This window comes from Streptomyces sp. NPDC037410, from assembly GCF_055602235.1.
Window position 1 is genome coordinate 68,668 of the sequence record NZ_JBVJWR010000017.1, and the last position, 17,968, is coordinate 86,635.

The 17,968-nt window shown below is 72.1% G+C and carries 8 protein-coding genes; 6 read left to right on the forward strand and 2 right to left on the reverse strand.

What is annotated here, in order from left to right; all coding sequences use genetic code 11:
- Positions 1-45 precede the first annotated feature (45 nt).
- Positions 46-444, reverse strand: a complete 399-nt coding sequence (locus ACZ7HT_RS26240) for a nuclear transport factor 2 family protein (protein ID WP_471170486.1) — start codon at positions 442-444, stop codon at positions 46-48.
- A 215-nt stretch (positions 445-659) separates the two neighbouring features.
- Here ACZ7HT_RS26240 and ACZ7HT_RS26245 point away from each other — a divergent pair, with 215 nt between their 5' ends.
- The gene (locus tag ACZ7HT_RS26245; RefSeq protein ID WP_471170488.1) at positions 660-3,671 is read left to right on the forward strand and encodes an AfsR/SARP family transcriptional regulator; all 3,012 of its coding nucleotides are present in this window, start codon (positions 660-662) and stop codon (positions 3,669-3,671) included.
- 24 nt (positions 3,672-3,695) lie between these two features.
- Here the strand turns inward: ACZ7HT_RS26245 and ACZ7HT_RS26250 are convergent, their stop codons facing one another.
- Complete coding sequence (locus ACZ7HT_RS26250) at positions 3,696-3,911, reverse strand: hypothetical protein (protein WP_471170490.1); 216 nt, start codon at positions 3,909-3,911, stop codon at positions 3,696-3,698.
- 337 nt (positions 3,912-4,248) lie between these two features.
- On the opposite strand from ACZ7HT_RS26250, the gene ACZ7HT_RS26255 reads away from it, so the two are divergent.
- The 5 genes from ACZ7HT_RS26255 to ACZ7HT_RS26275 all read left to right on the forward strand — a co-directional run.
- Positions 4,249-5,598 carry a helix-turn-helix domain-containing protein gene (locus ACZ7HT_RS26255; RefSeq protein WP_471170491.1) on the forward strand — a complete coding sequence of 450 codons (1,350 nt, stop codon included), beginning with the start codon at positions 4,249-4,251 and terminating at the stop codon, positions 5,596-5,598.
- 256 nt (positions 5,599-5,854) lie between these two features.
- The gene (locus ACZ7HT_RS26260) at positions 5,855-15,406 is read left to right on the forward strand and encodes a non-ribosomal peptide synthetase (RefSeq protein WP_471170492.1); all 9,552 of its coding nucleotides are present in this window, start codon (positions 5,855-5,857) and stop codon (positions 15,404-15,406) included.
- Positions 15,406-16,197, forward strand: coding sequence for a thioesterase II family protein (locus tag ACZ7HT_RS26265; RefSeq protein WP_471170494.1), 792 nt, complete (start codon positions 15,406-15,408; stop codon positions 16,195-16,197). Before ACZ7HT_RS26260 ends, ACZ7HT_RS26265 begins: the two co-directional genes overlap by 1 nt.
- Positions 16,198-16,248: 51 nt before the next feature.
- Positions 16,249-17,283, forward strand: a complete 1,035-nt coding sequence (locus ACZ7HT_RS26270; RefSeq protein ID WP_471170496.1) for a TauD/TfdA family dioxygenase — start codon at positions 16,249-16,251, stop codon at positions 17,281-17,283.
- A gap of 8 nt (positions 17,284-17,291) precedes the next feature.
- The coding region (locus ACZ7HT_RS26275) for an AMP-binding protein (RefSeq protein ID WP_471170498.1) at positions 17,292-17,968 on the forward strand (677 nt) is incomplete at its 3' end.

The window sequence follows — 17,968 nt, forward strand, 5'->3', positions numbered from 1 at the left end:
GCTCGGCGCTCCCGAGGACGGGTGGGGTCCGTCCTCGGGCACGGCTCACGGCGCCACGTGGTAGTAGCGGGCGCAGGCCAGGACCATGCCGTCGTCGGCGATCGTGAACAGGTCGACGAAACGCAGGTCCTGCCCGTCCGTGCCCGGCACCACGCGCCGCCCCGTGGCGACCACACTGCGGTCCTGGCCGACGACCCGGTCGATCTCGTAGCGGGCCGTCGGCAGGGTGTGCCCGAAGTGCGTGTGCAGGACCGCCGCCCGGCCGTGGAACGGAGGCAGGCCCGGCAGTTCGAGGACCACCTCCTCGTGCAGCAGGGAGGCGCACGAGTCCAGATCGCCGGCGTCGAGGTAGTCGTAGACGAGGCGGACGTGGTCGATTCCCGCGGCGGTGACCAGGTCGGCCGGTCCCGGCAGCCCGGTGCTCGTGTCTTCTTGGCGGTTCAACGGCTGAGCCCCTTTCACTCTCGGCCAGGATTCTGGGGGGAGCCGCCAACTCCGCGTTATCCCCCCTCTATCTCCGACCGGGATCTTCACGGCATGGACAAGGCGGGGGTGGTTGTGGAGACTGTCCACACTTGGTCCTGACGTGTCAACTCGTTTCTTTGGTGGGGGAATCGGTGACGGACGACATCGGGGACAGATCGCAGGAGCTCCCGGACATGTCGCCCCTCGTCTTCCGGGTCCTGGGACCGCTCCAGGTCCACGGCCCCGTCGGGCCGCTGCGGCTCCCTCCGGGCCGCCAGGAGGTGATCCTCGCGGCGCTGCTCCTCGAGGTGAACCGGGTGGTCAGCACCAACCATCTGGTGGACCTCATCTGGGAGGACAACCCGCCGGAGACCGCCCGTACCCAGGTGCAGATCTGCGTGTCGCGGCTGCGCAAACTCCTCGCGGGCGCGGACGGCGAGGTCTCGATCACGACCCGCCCCCCGGGATACGTCCTGCACACCGACGCCGGGAACGTGGACGCCGCGCTCTTCACCACCCTCGTCTTACGCGCCCGACGGCTGCGCGAACGCGGAGAACTCGACGAGGCCGTACGGCTGTTGAGGGACGCGGTGACGCTCTGGCAGGGCGACTGCCTGTCCGGCCTCGACAGCGGCCCCCTGGCCAACAAGGCACGCCAGCTCAACGAGGAACGCCTGACCGCCGTCGAACTCCGCATCCGACTGGAGCTCGAACTCGGACGCTACGACGGCCTCGTGGGCGAACTGCAGAGGCTCGTCCACGAACACCCCCTGCGGGAGAAGCTGCGCGGCCAGCTCATCCAGGCGCTCTACTGGTCGGGACGGCAGGCCGAGGCCCTGGAGGCCTTCCGGACCGCCCGGCGGTTCCTCGCCGAGGAACTCGGTCTGGAACCCAGCCGGGAGCTCAGGGAACTGGAGTCGGCGATCCTCGCCGGCCGGCTGCCCGCACCCGCCGCACCCGCACCCGCATCCGTACGCGTCCCGGGGGACAAGGCCGAGGAGCAGACGGCGGCACCGGCGACGGAGGAGGAGCCCGAGCCGACGGCCCCGCCCGCACCCGAGTCCGTACGCCAGGACGCCGTACCGCACCAGCTGCCCGCCGCCGTCGCCGACTTCGTCTCCGACGCCGGACAGCTCGCCGCACTCGAAGAGGCGCTCACCGGACGGCCCGGCCGCACCACCGTGGGGCTCGCCGCGATCACCGGCAAGCCCGGCACCGGCAAGTCGACCCTCGCCGTGCACGTCGCCCACATGCTCTCCGAGACCGGCTTCCCCGACGGCCAGCTCTACTGCGACCTGCGCGGCACGACCGGCACCCCGGCCACCCCCGAGGAGGTCCTCGGACGCTTCCTGCGCGCGCTCGGCATCCCCGGCCAGCTGATCCCGGAATCCCTCGACGAGCGCGCCGAGATGTACCGCACCCGGCTCGCCTCCCGCCGCGTCCTGGTCGTCCTCGACGACGCCTGCGGCGAAGGCCAGGTGCTGCCCCTGCTCCCGGGCAGCCGCGGCTGCGCCGTCCTCGTCACCGGCCGGGCCCGCCTCACCGCCCTGCCCGGCGCGCACCGCGTCGAACTCGACGTGCTCGCCGAGGACCGCGCCCTCGAACTGCTCTCGCGGATCATCGGACGCGAGCGGGTCGCGGGCGAGGCCGCGGCCGCGGAGGCCCTGGTCCGCACGGTCGGACGCCTCCCGCTGGCCCTGCGGATCGTCGCCGCCCGCCTCGCGGCGCGCCCGCACTGGACCCTGGCGTCCATGGTGCAGCGGCTCGCCAACGAGCGGCACCGCCTCGACGAACTGGCGCACGGCGAGATGACCATGCGCGCCAGCCTGTCCCTGACGTACGAAGGCCTGGCACCGGACGACCGTCGTCTCCTGCGCCTCCTGAGCATGGCGCAGGCACCGACCCTGCCGAGCTGGCTGGCGGGCGCCCTGCTCGACGACCGCCGCCCGTTCCCCTCGGACCTGATGGAACCGCTGGTCGACGTGCAGATGCTGGACGTCGCCGGAGTGGAGCGGACCGGCGGTTTCCGGTACCGCTTCCACGAGATCATCCGCGTGTACGCGCGGGAACAGCTGGCCGCACACCACACGCCCGAGGCACGGCAGGAGGCGCTCGCCCGGATGGCGGGCGGCTGGATGCACCTGGCCCAGCAGGCCCACCGCAAGGTGTACGGCGGTGACTTCACCGTCCTGCACGGCGACGCGCCCCGCTGGGAACCCCCGGACTCCTACACGGACGAGGTGCTCGCCGACCCGCTGGCCTGGCTCGACGCCGAGCAGGCCTCCCTGTGCGGGATGGTCGAGCACACCGCCGACGCGGGCCTCCACGACCTCAGCTGGGACCTCGCGACCTCGCTCGTCACGCTGTTCGAGGTGCGCGGCCACTACGACCTGTGGGAGCAGACCCACCTGAGCGCGCTGGCCGCCGTCCGCAAGGCGGGCAACCTGCGGGGCACCGCCGCGATACGGGCCTCGCTCGGCTCGCTCTACATGAGCCGCAACCAGTTCGACACGGCCCGGCAGGCGCTCAATTCGGCGCTCGACGTCTTCCAGGCACTCGACGAGCCGATGGGCGAGGCACTCTGCCGCCGCGACATGGCGCTCATCGCCCGCAGCAGCGGCGACGACTCCGCGGCCCTGGAGCTGTACCGGAGGTCCCTGGCCGACTTCGACCGGGCCGGCGACGTCGTCGGCCGCGCGATCGTCCTGACCCAGAGCGCGCACATCCGGATGCGGCAGGGCGAGATCGCGGCGGCACAGAAGCAGCTGGACGAGGCGCTCGACATCTACGAAGGGGTCGGCTACACGGGCGGCCGGGCGCGCACACTGCGGCGCGTCGGGCAGCTGCTGCTCGAACAGGGCCGGAGCGACCTGGCGGTCCTGACCTTCACGGAAGTACTGGAACTCTGCCGGGATTCCGGCGACGTCATCGGAGAAGGCCATCTGCTCCGCGACCTGGGACACGCCTTCCTTTTCATGGGCCGCCCCGATCGGGCCCGGGACTTCTTCGACCGCGCGGTGACCGCGCGGGAGGGCGTCATGGATTTCAGCGGGGGCGCGCTGGCGCGCCTGGACCTCGCCCGTCTGCTCGACGCTGAGCCGGGGCGCTCGAGGGAGCTGCTCGTCCCGGCGGTCGAGGTGTTCCGCGAGCGGCGGATGGGGCGCGAACTCGCCGAGGCGGAACGGCTGCTCGCGTCCGGCCGCTGAGCTCGCCGGCCGGCCGGGCGGAGGTCAGTCCCAGGGGTTGTTGTCGGTGCTGCACGTGGTGACGGGCGTGCCGGTGGCGTCGACCGTGGTCGTGCAGACCGGAGTGGTGCTCGTCGTGGTGCCCGTCGTCCCGTCGGCCCAGCTCGCCTGGACGCCCGCCCCGGTCAGGATCACGATCAGCGCGGCGGTCACGGCGGCGCGGACGGAGGTGCGTGCGGCGGTGGTGGTGGAGTACGACATCGGATCCTGCCTCTCGTCGGTGTGCGGTGTTTCCTTCTGACCACCAACTTAGGAACACGCGGATTCACGGCACCGCTCGCTGCCTTATCACCCCGCTATCACGGAACCGCCCCCCGCCCGACCCGCTATCACGCCTCCCTATGCCGCTATCGCCGGGCACCACGGCCCCGGCATCTCCACGTCCGGAGGGACGGCGGCCGGTTAGTGCCGGGATGCCCCCTGAATAGTCGCGTCCGGACGATGGGTTCCAGCAGACGGCGAGGCGCAGCCCCCGGTCACCGGCCCGATCGGGCGGCGGAACCGGAGGCCCGCCCAACTCGACCAGCGGGAGCTTCTCATGACGACCAGTCTCTCCCCGGAGGACACCGTGACGGCCACCGCCGCACTCGGCACCCTCATACGCGGCCACCGGCTCCGCATCGGCCTCACCCAGCAGGAGCTCGCGGACCTGTCCACCATCAGCGTCCGCGCCATCCGCGACCTGGAGAAGGGCAAGGCGCAGCGCCCGAGAGCCGACACGATCCGGCTGATCGCCGACGGCCTGCGCCTCGGCCCCCGGGCCCGTGCGGTCCTGGAGGACGCGGTGCGGCGCGGACACGGACACCGGGGCGGCGCCGGGACCGGGCACTTCGCCACCGAACGGCCGGCCCCGCCCGTACCGCTGCACCCGCTGATCGAACGGGACGCCGAGGCCACCGTCCTCACGGAGGAGCTGCGCTCCGGAGCCGAACGACTGATCACCGTCGTCGGGCTGAGCGGCGTCGGCAAGACGAGAGTGGCCCTGGAAGCGGCGGCCCGACTGCATGAGGCGGGTCTCCCGGTGCTGTGGCACACCGCGCCCGGGGCGGTCGCCGACTGCCTCCCGGCCTGCGACGGCCGGCCCGCCGCCCTCACCGCCGACTGCGCCGCCTTCCTGCACGGCGACGGCCACGCGGACGAACTCCTCCCCGAACTGGCCGGCGCGCTCGGCGACCGCGCGGTCCTCCTCGTCCTCGACGGCGTCGACACCGCACGACTCGACTTCCCGCGCCTCAGCCGGCTGCTGCGCGAGCTGCCCGGGCTCCGCCTCCTCGTCACCGCCGACGAACCCTGGAACGTCCCCGGCGAACGCCTCTTCCTGCTCTCCCCGCTGGAGGCGCCGGACCCCACCGACGGCATCCGCCCGGACGCGGCTGCCGCCCGGTTCCTCCTCAGCCGGCTCCGCCACGTCCGCCCCGACATCGTCCCTGACGACCGCGTCCTCGCGGACGTCGCCTGGGTCAGCCACCGGCTCGACGGCCACCCCCTCGCCCTGGCCGCCGCGGCCTCCTGGCTCACCGTCTGCGACCTCACCACGCTGCGCGGCATCGTCGAGTCCGACCCCGCACCGCTGCTCGACCACCTGGCCGACGGCCGCTCCGGCTCCCGCCTCCGCGAGCGCGTCGCCCGCACGCTCGCCGCGCTCCCCGACGGCCACCGGGACCTGATCGGCGCGCTGTGCGCCACGGGCGAGGAGACGTTCGTCCTGGAGGACGTCGTCAGGCTGACCGGCATGCCCCTGCCGCACTGCGGCCGCATGGTCCGTGACCTGCTGGTCAGCGGCGCGATCCGGGCCGGCGCGGACGGCGGCCGCTCGGCGTTCCGGGTGCTGCGCGTGGTGCGGGCCCTCGCGGGGGAACTGAGCGCGGTGACGACGCCGTCGCGGTGACCGGCAGCACGCCACGCCCTGGCGTCCGTACGACTGCCGGAACGGGTGCCGCCCGACTGCCGATCCATCGCCGCACCGCTGGATCAACTGCCGCCCCACCGCCGAACCGCTGGCGTACCGCCGGATCAACTGCCGCTCCCGGCGCCGGCCCACGGGTTGTATGGCGACTGCCCCGCCGCGCTCTCCCCAAGAAGCCCGCCAAGAAGCCCCCTCAAGAAGCCCCTCTCCTCCGTCGTGCCTTCCACAGGAGCCCCTCATGCCGTTCGACACGCCCGTCGCACCCGCTCCGGCTGCCGTCCGGTTGCCGCTCTCGGTGGCCCAGCGTGACATCTGGACGGCACACGCCCTCGACCCCACCGGCGTGAAGTACAACGTCGCCGAGTGCCGCGAGATCAACGGCCCCGTGGACCCGCAGCTGATGGCCGCCGCCTGGCGCCGGCTCGTCGAGGAGGCGGACTTCCTCCGCATCCGCCGCTTCGAGGACGACGGAGAGCAGGTGTGGCAGCTCGTCGACACCGACGCCGGCACGCGCAGCCTGCCGTTCACCGACGTGAGCGGCACCGACGACCCGGAGGGGGAGGCCTGGCGGACCGTCGACGCCCTGATCTGCGCCCCCTTCGACCTCACCGACCAGCCGCCGGTCCGCTGCGCGCTGATCAAGCTCGGTGAGGAGAGGTACTTCTACTTCTACGGGTTCCACCACCTGGTCGTCGACGGAGTGGGCGTCTCGATGGCTCTGGCGCGGCTGATCGAGCTGTACGAGCAGGCCGTCGCGGGCGAGCCCTGGGGGCCCTCCCCGTTCGGGAGCCTGGCGGAGCTGCTCGCCGAGGACGCCGCGTACCGCCGGTCCGAGGAGGCCGCCGCCGAGCGCGCCGCCTGGCGCGAGCACCTCGCCGGAGCCCCGGACGCACCCGCCGGCCTCGTCCGGGGCACCGGTCGGGCGCCGGCCGCGCACGGCGGACTGCCCTTCGCCCGCCGGAGCGTACGGGTGTCCCCGGCGGACGCCGACCGGCTCCGCTCGGTCGCCCGCGGCGAGCGCGCCACCTGGTCCGTCCTCCTCGTGGCCCTCTTCTCGGTCTACCTGCACCGCGTCACCGGACGCACGGAGCTGATGATCGCCCTGCCGGTGACCGGCAGGACCTCCAAGCTCGCCCGCAGCACCCCCGGCATGTCGTCGAACGTGGTCCCGCTCAGGATCCGGGTCCGGCCCGAGGACTCGCTCGGCGCGCTCGTCCGCTCGGTGGGGGCCGAGGTCAAGCACGGCCTGCGCCACCAGCTGACCCGGTTCGAGGACCTGTGCCGCGATGCCGGGGTCATCGACGGCGCCCGCAGGCTGGCCACCCCCGTCCTCAACATCATGGGCTTCCACGGGGAGCTCACCGTGTGCGGCCACCCGACGGTCAACCACAACGTGAGCAACGGCCCCGTCGACGACCTCAGCGTCGCCGTGCTCGACCTGGGCGCGGCGAACGGCCTGCGCATCGACTTCGACACCCCCGTCGACGGCGTCGACGTGACGGCCGTCGCCGCCCACCAGGACCGGTTCGCCGCCTTCCTCTCCACCGTCCTCGCCTCGGAGCGACCGGGCGAGCACAGGGTCGCCGACCTCGACGTGCTGTCGGCGACGGAGCGCGAGCTCCTCACGGGCGAGTGGGCCGGGCCGGTGGCGGACCCGGTGGACTCGACGCTCGTGGAGCGGTTCGAGGAGCAGGCGGCCCGGTTCCCCGACGGGGTCGCGCTCATCGACGAGGCGGGGGAGGTCACGTACGCCGAACTCAACGCCGCCGCCAACCGCTGGGCCCGCCACCTCCGCTCCCGCGGCCTCGGACGCGGCGACCTGGCCGGCGTCCTCTTCGAGCGCGGCACCCGCTTCGCCACCGCCCTGCTCGCCGTCCTGAAGACCGGCGCCGCCCACGTCCTCCTCGACCCGGACTTCCCCGACGACCGACTGCGCTCGGCGGCCACCGACGCCGGCATCACCCACCTCGTCACCCGCCCGGTGCTCGCCGAGCGCGTCGACGGCCCCTGGCAGACCCACACCGAGGCACCCGGCGAACTCCTGGCCCACCACCCCGGCAACCTCGGCGTGCCGCTCGGCCCCGACGACCCCGCCTGCCTCATGTTCACCTCGGGCTCGACCGGCCGGCCGAAGGCCATCCTGTCCTCCCATCGCAACCTGGTCGCGACCCTCATCGGCCAGCCCTACCTGCCGGTGGGACCGGAACAGGTCTACCTCCAGTGCTCGCCGGTGTCCTGGGACGCGTTCAGCCTGGAGTTCTGGGGCGCTCTCCTCCACGGCGGCACGGCGGTCCTCCAGCCGGGCCAGAAACCCGAACCCGCCCTCGTGACCGACCTCGCACGCCGCCACCACGTCACGACGCTCCTGCTCTCGGCCACCCTCTTCAACTACCTCACCGACGAGCACCCCGAGGCCTTCGAGACCGTCACCACCGCCTTCACGGTGGGCGAGGCGGCCTCCCCGGCGCACGTCCACAAGCTCCAGCAGCTCAGGCCCGGCATCGCCGTCCTCAACGGCTACGGACCGGCCGAGGTCATGATCTACGCCACCACCCAGACCATCGAGGCCGCGGACGAGCCCCACGCGGTGATCCCGATCGGCACCCCGCTCGTCAACAAGCCGGCCTACGTCCTGGACGCACACCTCCACCTGTGCCCGCCGGGCGTGACGGGCGAGCTGTACGTGGCGGGCGAAGGCCTCGCCCACGGCTACCTGGGCCGCCCGGACCTGACCGCCACCCGCTTCGTACCCGACCCCTTCGGCCCCGCGGGCGGCCGGCTCTACCGGACGGGCGACCTGGCCCGCTTCGACCGGGACGGACGCCTCCTCTACGAAGGCCGGGCCGACGACCAGATCAAGATCCTCGGCTTCCGCATCGAACCCGGCGAGACCGAGGCCGCGCTCCTGACGCACCCCCAGGTCACCCAGGCCGTCGTCACCGTCCACGAGAAGAGACTCGCCGCCTACATCGTCGTCACCGACGGCGACACCGATCCTGAGGAGATCCGCCGGCACGTCGCAGCGCGGCTCCCCGAGCACCTCGTCCCCACGTACGTGACCACGCTCGACCGCCTGCCCGTCACACCGAACGGAAAGATCGACAAGCGGGCCCTGCCCACGCCGACGACGGCCCTGACCACGGCCCGCGCTCCGCGCGACGAGACCGAGGAGATCCTCGCCGGGCTGTTCACCAGGACCCTGGACTCGACCGCCCAGGTGGGCATCGACGACAGCTTCTTCGCCCTCGGCGGCCACTCGCTGCTCGCGGCCCGGCTGACGAACCACATCGCCGAGGCCTTCGGCGTACGGCTGACGATCAAGGACGTGTTCGGGCATCCGACCGTGGCGGGACTCGCGGAGCTGCTCGCCGCACAGAACGGGGTACGGGCCGTCCCGCCGCCGCTCGCGGGGGAGGGGGACGGTGAACTGGCACCGGCGTCGTTCGCTCAGCGGCGGCTGTGGCTCCTCTCGGAGCTGGAGGGGGACAGCGCGGCTTACAACGTGCCGATGGTGGTGCGGTGTGAGGGCGGTCTTGATGTCGGAGCCCTGGAGTCGGCGCTGAGTGATGTGGTGGAGCGGCATGCTCCGCTGCGGACGGTGTTCGAGTCGGTGGAGGGCGAGCCGCGTCAGCGGGTGCTTCCGCCGGAGCGTGCGCGCGTGTCGGTGGTCCGGCGTCGGATCGATGTCGGAGCGCTTGAGGGGGAGTTGGCCGCGGCGGCCGGTCGTGTCTTCGATCTGGCCGAGGACCTTCCGCTGCGGGCGGTGGTGTTCGAGCTGGGTGACGGCTCGGTGGTGTTGTCACTTGTGGTGCATCACATCGCGACGGACGGTCTGTCGAATGCGGTGTTCTTCGGCGATCTGCAGCGGGCGTACGAGGCTCGTGTCGCAGGGGTCGAGGGCCCGGTTCTGGAGCCGCTGGCCGTGCAGTACGCGGACTATGCGGTCTGGCAGCGGCGCGTACTGGGTGCGGCGGACGATCCGGAGAGCGTGCTGGGCCGGGAGTTGGGCTTCTGGAGTGGGGCGCTGGAGGGTCTGCCGGAGGAGCACGGCCTGAACCTGGACCGTCCCAGGCCGGCCAGGGCCTCGCATCAGGGCGGTCAGGTCGAGGTCGGGTTCGCCGGGGACCTCTACGAGCGGGTGGCCGCGTTCGCCCGGGCGGAGGGGTGCACGCCGTTCATGGTGGTGCACGCGGCGCTGGTCGCGGCGCTGACCCGGCTGGGTGCGGGGTCGGATCTGGCGATCGGTACGCCGGTGGCAGGTCGTGGTGAGCGGTCCTTGCAGGAGTTGGTGGGGTTCTTCGTGAACACGCTGGTCCTGCGGACGAACAGTGCCGGTGACCCGAGCTTCCGCGAGTTGCTCGGCCGCGTGCGTACGGCGGACCTGGACGCCTTCGCTCACCAGGAGGCCCCCTTCGACCTGGTCCTCGAAGCGGTCAACCCCACCAGGAGCCTCTCGCGCCACCCCCTCTTCCAGATCAGCCTGGGACTGGAGACCGACGACGGCCCCGCCTTCGAGCTGAGCGGAGTCCGGACGGGCCCCGTGGAGAAGGTCTCCAGCGGATCCGCCAAGTTCGACCTGGAGTTCTTCCTCCGCTCCGACGACGAGAAGCAGCTGCGGGCCACCGTGCTCTTCGCGGCGGAGCTGTTCGACGAGTCCACGGTACGAAGGATGGCGACCGTCCTCGGCGAGGTGCTGGCCCAGGTCGTCGACCAGCCGCAGCTGCCGCTGTCGGGTCTGGAGGTGCTGTCGGCGACCGAGCGCGAGCTCCTCACGGGCGAGTGGGCCGGGCCGGTGGCGGACCCGGTGGACGCGACGCTCGTGGAGCGGTTCGAGGAGCAGGCCGCCCGGTTCCCCGACGGGGTCGCGCTCATCGACGAGGCGGGGGAGGTCACGTACGCCGAACTCAACGCCGCCGCCAACCGCTGGGCCCGCCACCTCCGCTCCCGCGGCCTCGGACGCGGCCACATGGCGGGTGTCCTGTGGGAGCGCGGAGTGGATTTCGCGGCGGTGGTGATCGCGGTCCTCAAGACGGGGGCGGGGTACACGCTCCTCGACCCGGACTTCCCGGACGAGCGGCTCCGCTCGGCGGCGACCGACGCCGGCATCAGCGTCCTGGTCGCCGAGCCCCGCCTCGCCGCCCGCCTGACCGGGCCCTGGGACACGGCCTCCTGCTCCTCCGAGCAGCTGGCAGGCCTCGGCAGCGAGAACCTCGGCACGGAACGGAGCGCCGACGACGTGGCGTGCCTGATGTTCACGTCGGGTTCGACGGGTCGGCCGAAGGCGATTTTGTCGTCGCACCGGAATCTGGTGTCGACGGTGTCGGGCCAGTCGTACGGGTTGTTCGGTCCTGGCGAGGTGTTTCTGCAGTGCTCGCCGGTGTCGTGGGACGCGTTCAGCCTGGAGTTCTGGGGTGCGTTGTTGCACGGCGGTGCGACGGTGTTGCAGCCGGGGCAGCGGCCCGAGCCGGTGGTGATCGGTGAGTTGTCCCGTAGGCACGGGGTGACGATGCTTCAGCTGTCGGCGAGCCTGTTCAACTTCCTGGTCGACGAGCACCCGGAGGCCTTCGACACGGTCACGGTCGCTTTCACGGGCGGTGAGGCGGCTTCCCCGGCGCATGTGCACAAGCTTCAGCGGCTCAAGCCGGGGATCAGGGTGGTCAACGGCTATGGGCCGGCGGAGTCCATGGGATTCACCACGACCTACACGGTCGAACCGGACGAGGACCCGCATGCGTTGATCCCGGTCGGCGCGCCGCTGGTCAACAAGGCAGCGTATGTCCTCGACGCTCACCTGAACCTGTGCGCGCCGGGCGTGACCGGTGAGCTCTATCTGGCGGGTGAGGGTCTAGCCCACGGTTACCTGGGCCGGTCTGACCTGACCGCCACCCGGTTCGTACCGAATCCCTTCGGGAGGGCCGCTGACCGGTTGTACAGAACGGGGGACCTGGCGCACTTCGACCGGCACGGTCAGCTCCACTACGACGGCCGGGCCGACGACCAGATCAAGATCCGTGGTTTCCGTGTCGAGCCCGGGGAGACGGAGGCCGCGCTTCTGACCCACCCGGCGGTCACCCAGGCCGTCGTCACCGTCCACCACGAACAGCTCGCCGCGTACGTGGTCACCAGCCGCCAGCCGGAATCGGAAGAGATCCGCCGGCACGTGGCAGACCGGCTGCCCGAGCACCTGGTCCCGAGGCATGTGATCGTCCTGGAGCGGCTGCCGCTCACGCCCAACGGCAAGGTCGAGAAGCGCGCCCTGCCCGAACCGGCTCCCGTCGCCTCCACCGGCCGTGCTCCGCGTACGCCGCTCGAAGAAACACTCCTCGCGCTGTTCGCCCGCACCCTCGACACCACCGCCGACCTCACCGTCGACGACGACTTCTTCCACCACGGTGGCCACTCGCTGCTCGCCGCCCGGCTGACGAACCACATCTCTGAAGTGCTGGGCACGCGGCTGACGATCCGGGACGTGTTCGCGCGTCCGACGGTGGCCGGGCTCGCGGAGCTGGTCGCCGGGCGGGACAAGGGGGAGGCTCTTCCGCCGCTCGTCGCGGGGGAGGGGGACGGTGAACTGGCACCGGCGTCGTTCGCTCAGCGGCGGCTGTGGCTGCTGGCGCAGTTGGACGCGGACAGCGCGGCTTACAACGTGCCGATGGTGGTGCGGTGTGAGGGCGGTCTTGATGTCGGAGTCCTGGAGTCGGCGCTGAGTGATGTGGTGGAGCGGCATGCTCCGCTGCGGACGGTGTTCGAGTCGGTGGAGGGCGAGCCGCGTCAGCGGGTCCTCGCGCCCGAGCTGGCCCGGGTGTCGGTGGAGCGCCGGCGCGTCGCCGCTTCCGATGTGGCCGAGGAGCTGGCGCAGCTGGCCGGTCGTGTCTTCGACCTGGCGGTGGAGCTTCCGCTGCGGGCGGTGGTGTTCGAGCTGGGTGACGGCTCGGTGGTGTTGTCCCTTGTGGTGCATCACATCGCGACGGACGGTCTGTCGAATGCGGTGTTCTTCGGCGATCTGCAGCGGGCGTACGAGGCTCGGGTTGCCGGCGTGGAGGGCCGGGTCCTTGAACCGCTGGCGGTCCAGTACGCGGACTATGCGGCCTGGCAGCGGCGGGTACTGGGTGCGGCGGACGATCCGGAGAGCGTGCTGGGCCGGGAGGTGAGCTTCTGGCGTGGTGCGCTGGAGGGTCTGCCGGAGGAGCACGGGCTGAACCTGGACCGTCCGAGACCGGCCAGGGCCTCACATCAGGGCGGTCAGGTCGAGCTCGACCTCGGTGCGGACCTGTTCGAGCGGATCGCGGTCCTCGCTCGCTCGGAGGGGTGCACGCCGTTCATGGTGGTGCACGCGGCGCTGGTCGCGGCGCTGACGCGGCTCGGCGCGGGTTCCGATCTGGCGATCGGAACGCCGGTGGCGGGTCGTGGTGAGCGGTCTTTGCAGGACTTGGTGGGGTTCTTCGTGAACACGCTGGTCCTGCGGACCAGCAGCGCCGGTGACCCGAGTTTCCGCGACCTGGTCCGCCGGGTGCGTACGGCGGACCTGGACGCCTTCGCTCACCAGGAGGCCCCCTTCGACCTGGTCCTCGAAGCGGTCAACCCCACCCGGAGCCTCTCGCGCCACCCGCTCTTCCAGATCTGCCTCGGCCTCGAAGTGGGCGCTGTTCCCGAGCTTCGCCTGCCCGGCGTCCGTACTGCCGAGGTCTCCGGCCTGGTGAGCGGGGCCGCGAAGTTCGACCTGGAGTTCCTGCTCCGCTCGGACGACAGCCGACGCCTGCACGGCGCGATCCTCTTCGCGTCCGAGCTGTTCGACGAGGACTCGGTACGCCGTATGGCGTCGGTGCTCGGCCTGGTCCTTGCCCAGGTGCTCGACGATCCCACCCTTCCGCTCTCTTCCCTGGACATCCTGTCGGGCGCGGAGCGCGAGCTGCTGACCGGTCCCTGGGCGGGGACCGTCGCCGAGGCCGGCGATGCCTCCCTCGTCGAGCGGTTCGAGGAGCAGGTGGCCCTCCGTCCGGACAAGACGGCCCTGCTCGACGGCGACCGCGAGGTGTCGTACGCGGAGCTGAACGCGATGGCCAACCGGTGGGCCCACCACCTGCGGGCCCACGGCCTGGGCCGAGGCGACATGGCGGGCGTCCTGCTTGAGCGCGGGGTGGAGTTCGCGGCGGCGGTGATCGCCGTGGTCAAGGCGGGAGCGGGGTACACGCTCCTGGACCCGGACTTCCCGGACGAGCGCCTGCGCTCGGCGGCCGTCGACGCCGGCATCGGCCACCTCGTCACCGCGCCCGCCCTCGCCGGGCGTGTCGACGGACTGTGGCAGACGCACACCGAGGCCCCGGGCGAGCTGCTGTCCCGCAACCCCGGCAACCTCGGCCTGCCGCTCAGCCCCGACGACCCCGCCTGCCTGATGTTCACGTCGGGTTCGACGGGTCGGCCGAAGGCGATTTTGTCGTCGCACCGGAATCTGGTGTCGACGGTGTCGGGCCAGTCGTACGGGTTGTTCGGTCCTGGCGAGGTGTTTCTGCAGTGCTCGCCGGTGTCGTGGGATGCGTTCAGCCTGGAGTTCTGGGGTGCGTTGTTGCACGGCGGTGCGACGGTGTTGCAGCCGGGGCAGCGGCCCGAGCCGGTGGTGATCGGTGAGTTGTCCCGTAGGCACGGGGTGACGATGCTTCAGCTGTCGGCGAGCCTGTTCAACTTCCTGGTCGACGAGCACCCGGAGGTCTTCGACACGGTGACCGTCGCTTTCACGGGCGGCGAGGCGGCCTCCCCGGCGCACGTGCACAAGCTTCAGCAGCTCAAGCCGGGCATTCGGGTCGTCAACGGCTACGGGCCGGCCGAGTCCATGGGATTCACGACCACGTACACGGTCGAGGCCGGTGAGGACCCGCACACGCTCATCCCGGTCGGCGCGCCACTGGTCAACAAGGCAGCGTACGTCCTCGACGCTCATCTCAACCTGTGCGTGCCGGGGGTGACCGGTGAGCTCTATCTGGCGGGTGAGGGTCTCGCCCACGGGTACCTGGGCCGGTCTGATCTGACCGCCACCCGGTTCGTACCGAATCCCTTCGCGTCGGCCGGTGAACGGTTGTACAGAACGGGGGACTTGGCCCATTTCGACCGGCACGGTCAGCTCCACTACGACGGCCGGGCGGACGACCAGATCAAGATCCGTGGTTTCCGTGTCGAGCCCGGGGAGACGGAGGCCGCGCTTCTGACCCACCCGGCGGTCACCCAGGCCGTCGTCACCGTCCACCACGAACAGCTCGCCGCCTATGTCGTCGCCGACGAGGACACGCCTCTCGACGGGATCCGCCGGCACGTATCCGACCGGCTGCCCGAGCATCTCGTCCCGACGCACGTGATCGTCCTGGAGCGGCTGCCCCTGACCCCCAACGGCAAGGTCGACAAGCGCGCCCTGCCCGCCCCTGGGCCCCTCGCCTCCACCGGCCGTGCCCCGCGTACGCCGCTCGAAGAAACACTCCTCGCGCTGTTCGCCCGCACCCTCGACACCACCGCCGACCTCACCGTCGACGACGACTTCTTCCACCACGGCGGCCACTCCCTCCTGGGCGCCCGCCTCACCAACCACATCGCCGGGGCCCTCGACGTCCGGCTCACCATCCGTGACGTCTTCCAGCACCCCACCCCGGCCCGGCTGGCCGAGCACATCGAGTCCCTGAAGGCCGCGCCGGCGAAGAAGGCCCGTCCGGCCCTCCGTCGCCGCAGCAGGACCGAGCCGGTCGCCCAGGCCGAGACAGACACCGGCACCCACACCGACACCACCGCGACAGAACGGATCAGCTGATGACCACCTCCCCGACCCCCGCCCCCGAGGACGTCGTCTGGGACCTGCCCGGCGACCTGCCGCACCGCCTCTCGCTGCTCGTGCTCCCGCACGCCGGAGGCAACGCGCACGCGTACAGCGCCTGGCGCGAGCACCTCCCGGCCGACGTGCGGCTGCTCATCGGGCAGTACCCGGGCCGCGGCGCCCGTTTCAGCGAGGACCTGCCCGAGTCCGTCGACGACCTGGCGCTGCCCGTGGTCGACGCCCTGCCCGCGGACACCGGTGCCCTGGTGGTGCTCGGGCACAGCATGGGCTCCCTGGTCGCCTTCGAGGTGACCCGCGCGCTGCAGGCCGTCGGCCGCACCCCGCGGGGGCTGATCGCCTCCGCCTGCCGGGCGCCGGTGCTGCCCAACCAGTGCCCGGTGCACCCGGAGCGGCTCGACGACGACGAGCTGGTCGCGGCCATCAAGGAGCGCGGCGGCACCGATGACGGCATCCTCGACGACGAGGAGCTGCGCGAGATCGTCCTGCCGTCCATCCGCGCGGACTTCGCCATCGACGACGCCTACCGGTGCACGGCCCCGGCCGTACGGCTCGACTGCCCGGTCGCGGTGTTCGGCGGGGACGCCGACCCGATCGTCCCGGTCGACCTGCTCGACGGCTGGTCCCTGGTGGCCGGACACCAGGTCGTGCCCGAGGTGCTGACGGGCGACCACTTCTACTTCCAGCAGGACCTGCCCGGCTTCTTCGCCCGCCTGAACCCGGTCCTGGAGACCCTGCACCTCTCCAGGACCGCCCCCAGCCACGCCTGACACACACTGTCGACAGACCTGTCCCCCTGAGGGATCAAGAGGAGTTCCACCATGACCACGTACGCCCAGAACCTGGGAACCGCCGGTATCACCGCCGTCCGGGAGCCCGGCAAGCCGGCCCTGGTCCAGACGCCCGCGTTCGACTCCATGGCGGAGGCCACCGCCTGGCTGTCGGACCGGCTCCCGGCCATCCAGGCCGAACTGCACCACTCCGGCGCGGTGATGCTGCGCGGACTTCCGGTGACGGACGCGACGACGTTCGCCGCGGCGCGTGACGCGCTGATGGCCCAGCGCGCCGGCTACAAGGAGAAGGCCACGCCCCGCACCGACTTCGGCGAAGGCGTGTTCTCCTCCACCGACCTCCCCGCCGCCCAGCCGATCCGCCTGCACAACGAGAACAGCTACACCCTCGACTTCCCCGGCGTGCTGCTCTTCGGCTGCGTCACCGCCCCCCAGACCGGCGGCGCGACCACCGTCGGCGACATGCGCAGGGCCCTCGCCATGCTGCCGCAGGACCTGGTCGACCGCTTCGCCGAGGCCGGCTGGCTCCTCGTCCGCAACTACTCGGACCTCGCGGGCATGCCCTGGCGCAAGGCCTTCTCCTCGGAGGAACCCGCGGGCGCGGAGGAGTACTGCGACGCCCACGCCATCGGCTACGAGTGGCTCGACGAGGACACCCTGCGCACCCGTCAGCGCCGCTCCGCGATCGTCACCCACCCGGTGACCGGCGAGCGGTCCTGGTTCAACCACTTCGCCTTCTGGAACGCCCGCAGCCTCGACGAGGACGTCCGCGAGGTCCTCACCGACACGTTCGGCCCGGACGGGCTGCCCTTCGACACCCGCCTCGGCGACGGCACCGCCCTCACCGACGCCGAGGTGGACGCGATCAACGACGTGTACGAGGCGGTCACCCTGCGGGAGAGCTGGCAGGCCGGCGACCTGATGCTCGTCGACAACATCCTCTGCGCACACGGCCGGGAGTCGTACACCGGCGACCGGAAGATCCTCGTCGCCATGGGCGAGCCGGTCCGGCTGTCCGACTGCTCCCCGACCACCACCCCCTCCACCACCCTGTACGAAAGGTGAGCCCCGCCATGACCGACGTCCTCTCCGAGCACTGCTCCGCCGCTGTTCCCGGCTCCCCGGACGCCTGCGCCTGCGGCACCTGCGCCGCCGCCGGTACCGGCGCGGCCGACCTCCTCGCCCGGCTCGCCACCGCCCCCGGCGGGCGCACCGCCGTCGTCGCCGGCGACGACCGCCTCACCTTCGACGAGCTGCGCGCCGAGGCCGCCGTGATCGCCGCGCGCCTCGGTGCCCTCGGCATCGGCCCGGAGAGCGTCGTGGCGCTCTGCCTGCCCCGGGGCGCCGCCCTGGTCACCGCCATCATCGGCACGCTCACCGCCGGCGCCGCCTACCTGCCGGTCGACCCGGTGCTGCCCGCCGACCGCCGCCGCTACCTCGTCGAGGACTGCGGCGCCGACCTGGTCGTCGTGGACGGTACGGACACCTCGCCGGCCCCTGGCGCCCGTACCGTGACGGTCGCCGAGCTGACGGCCGCCCCGAGCGGCGACTCGGCCCCGTCCCTGTACACGCCGGTCCCCGTCACCGCGGACACGCTCGCCTACGTCATCTACACCTCCGGCTCCACCGGCCGCCCGAAGGGCGTGGAGATCGGCCGCGGGGGGGGGGGCCCCCCCCCGGGGGGGGGGGGGGGGGGGGGGGGGAGGAGAAGGGGGGGGGGGGGGGGGGGGTGGGGAGGCTCCCCCTTTTT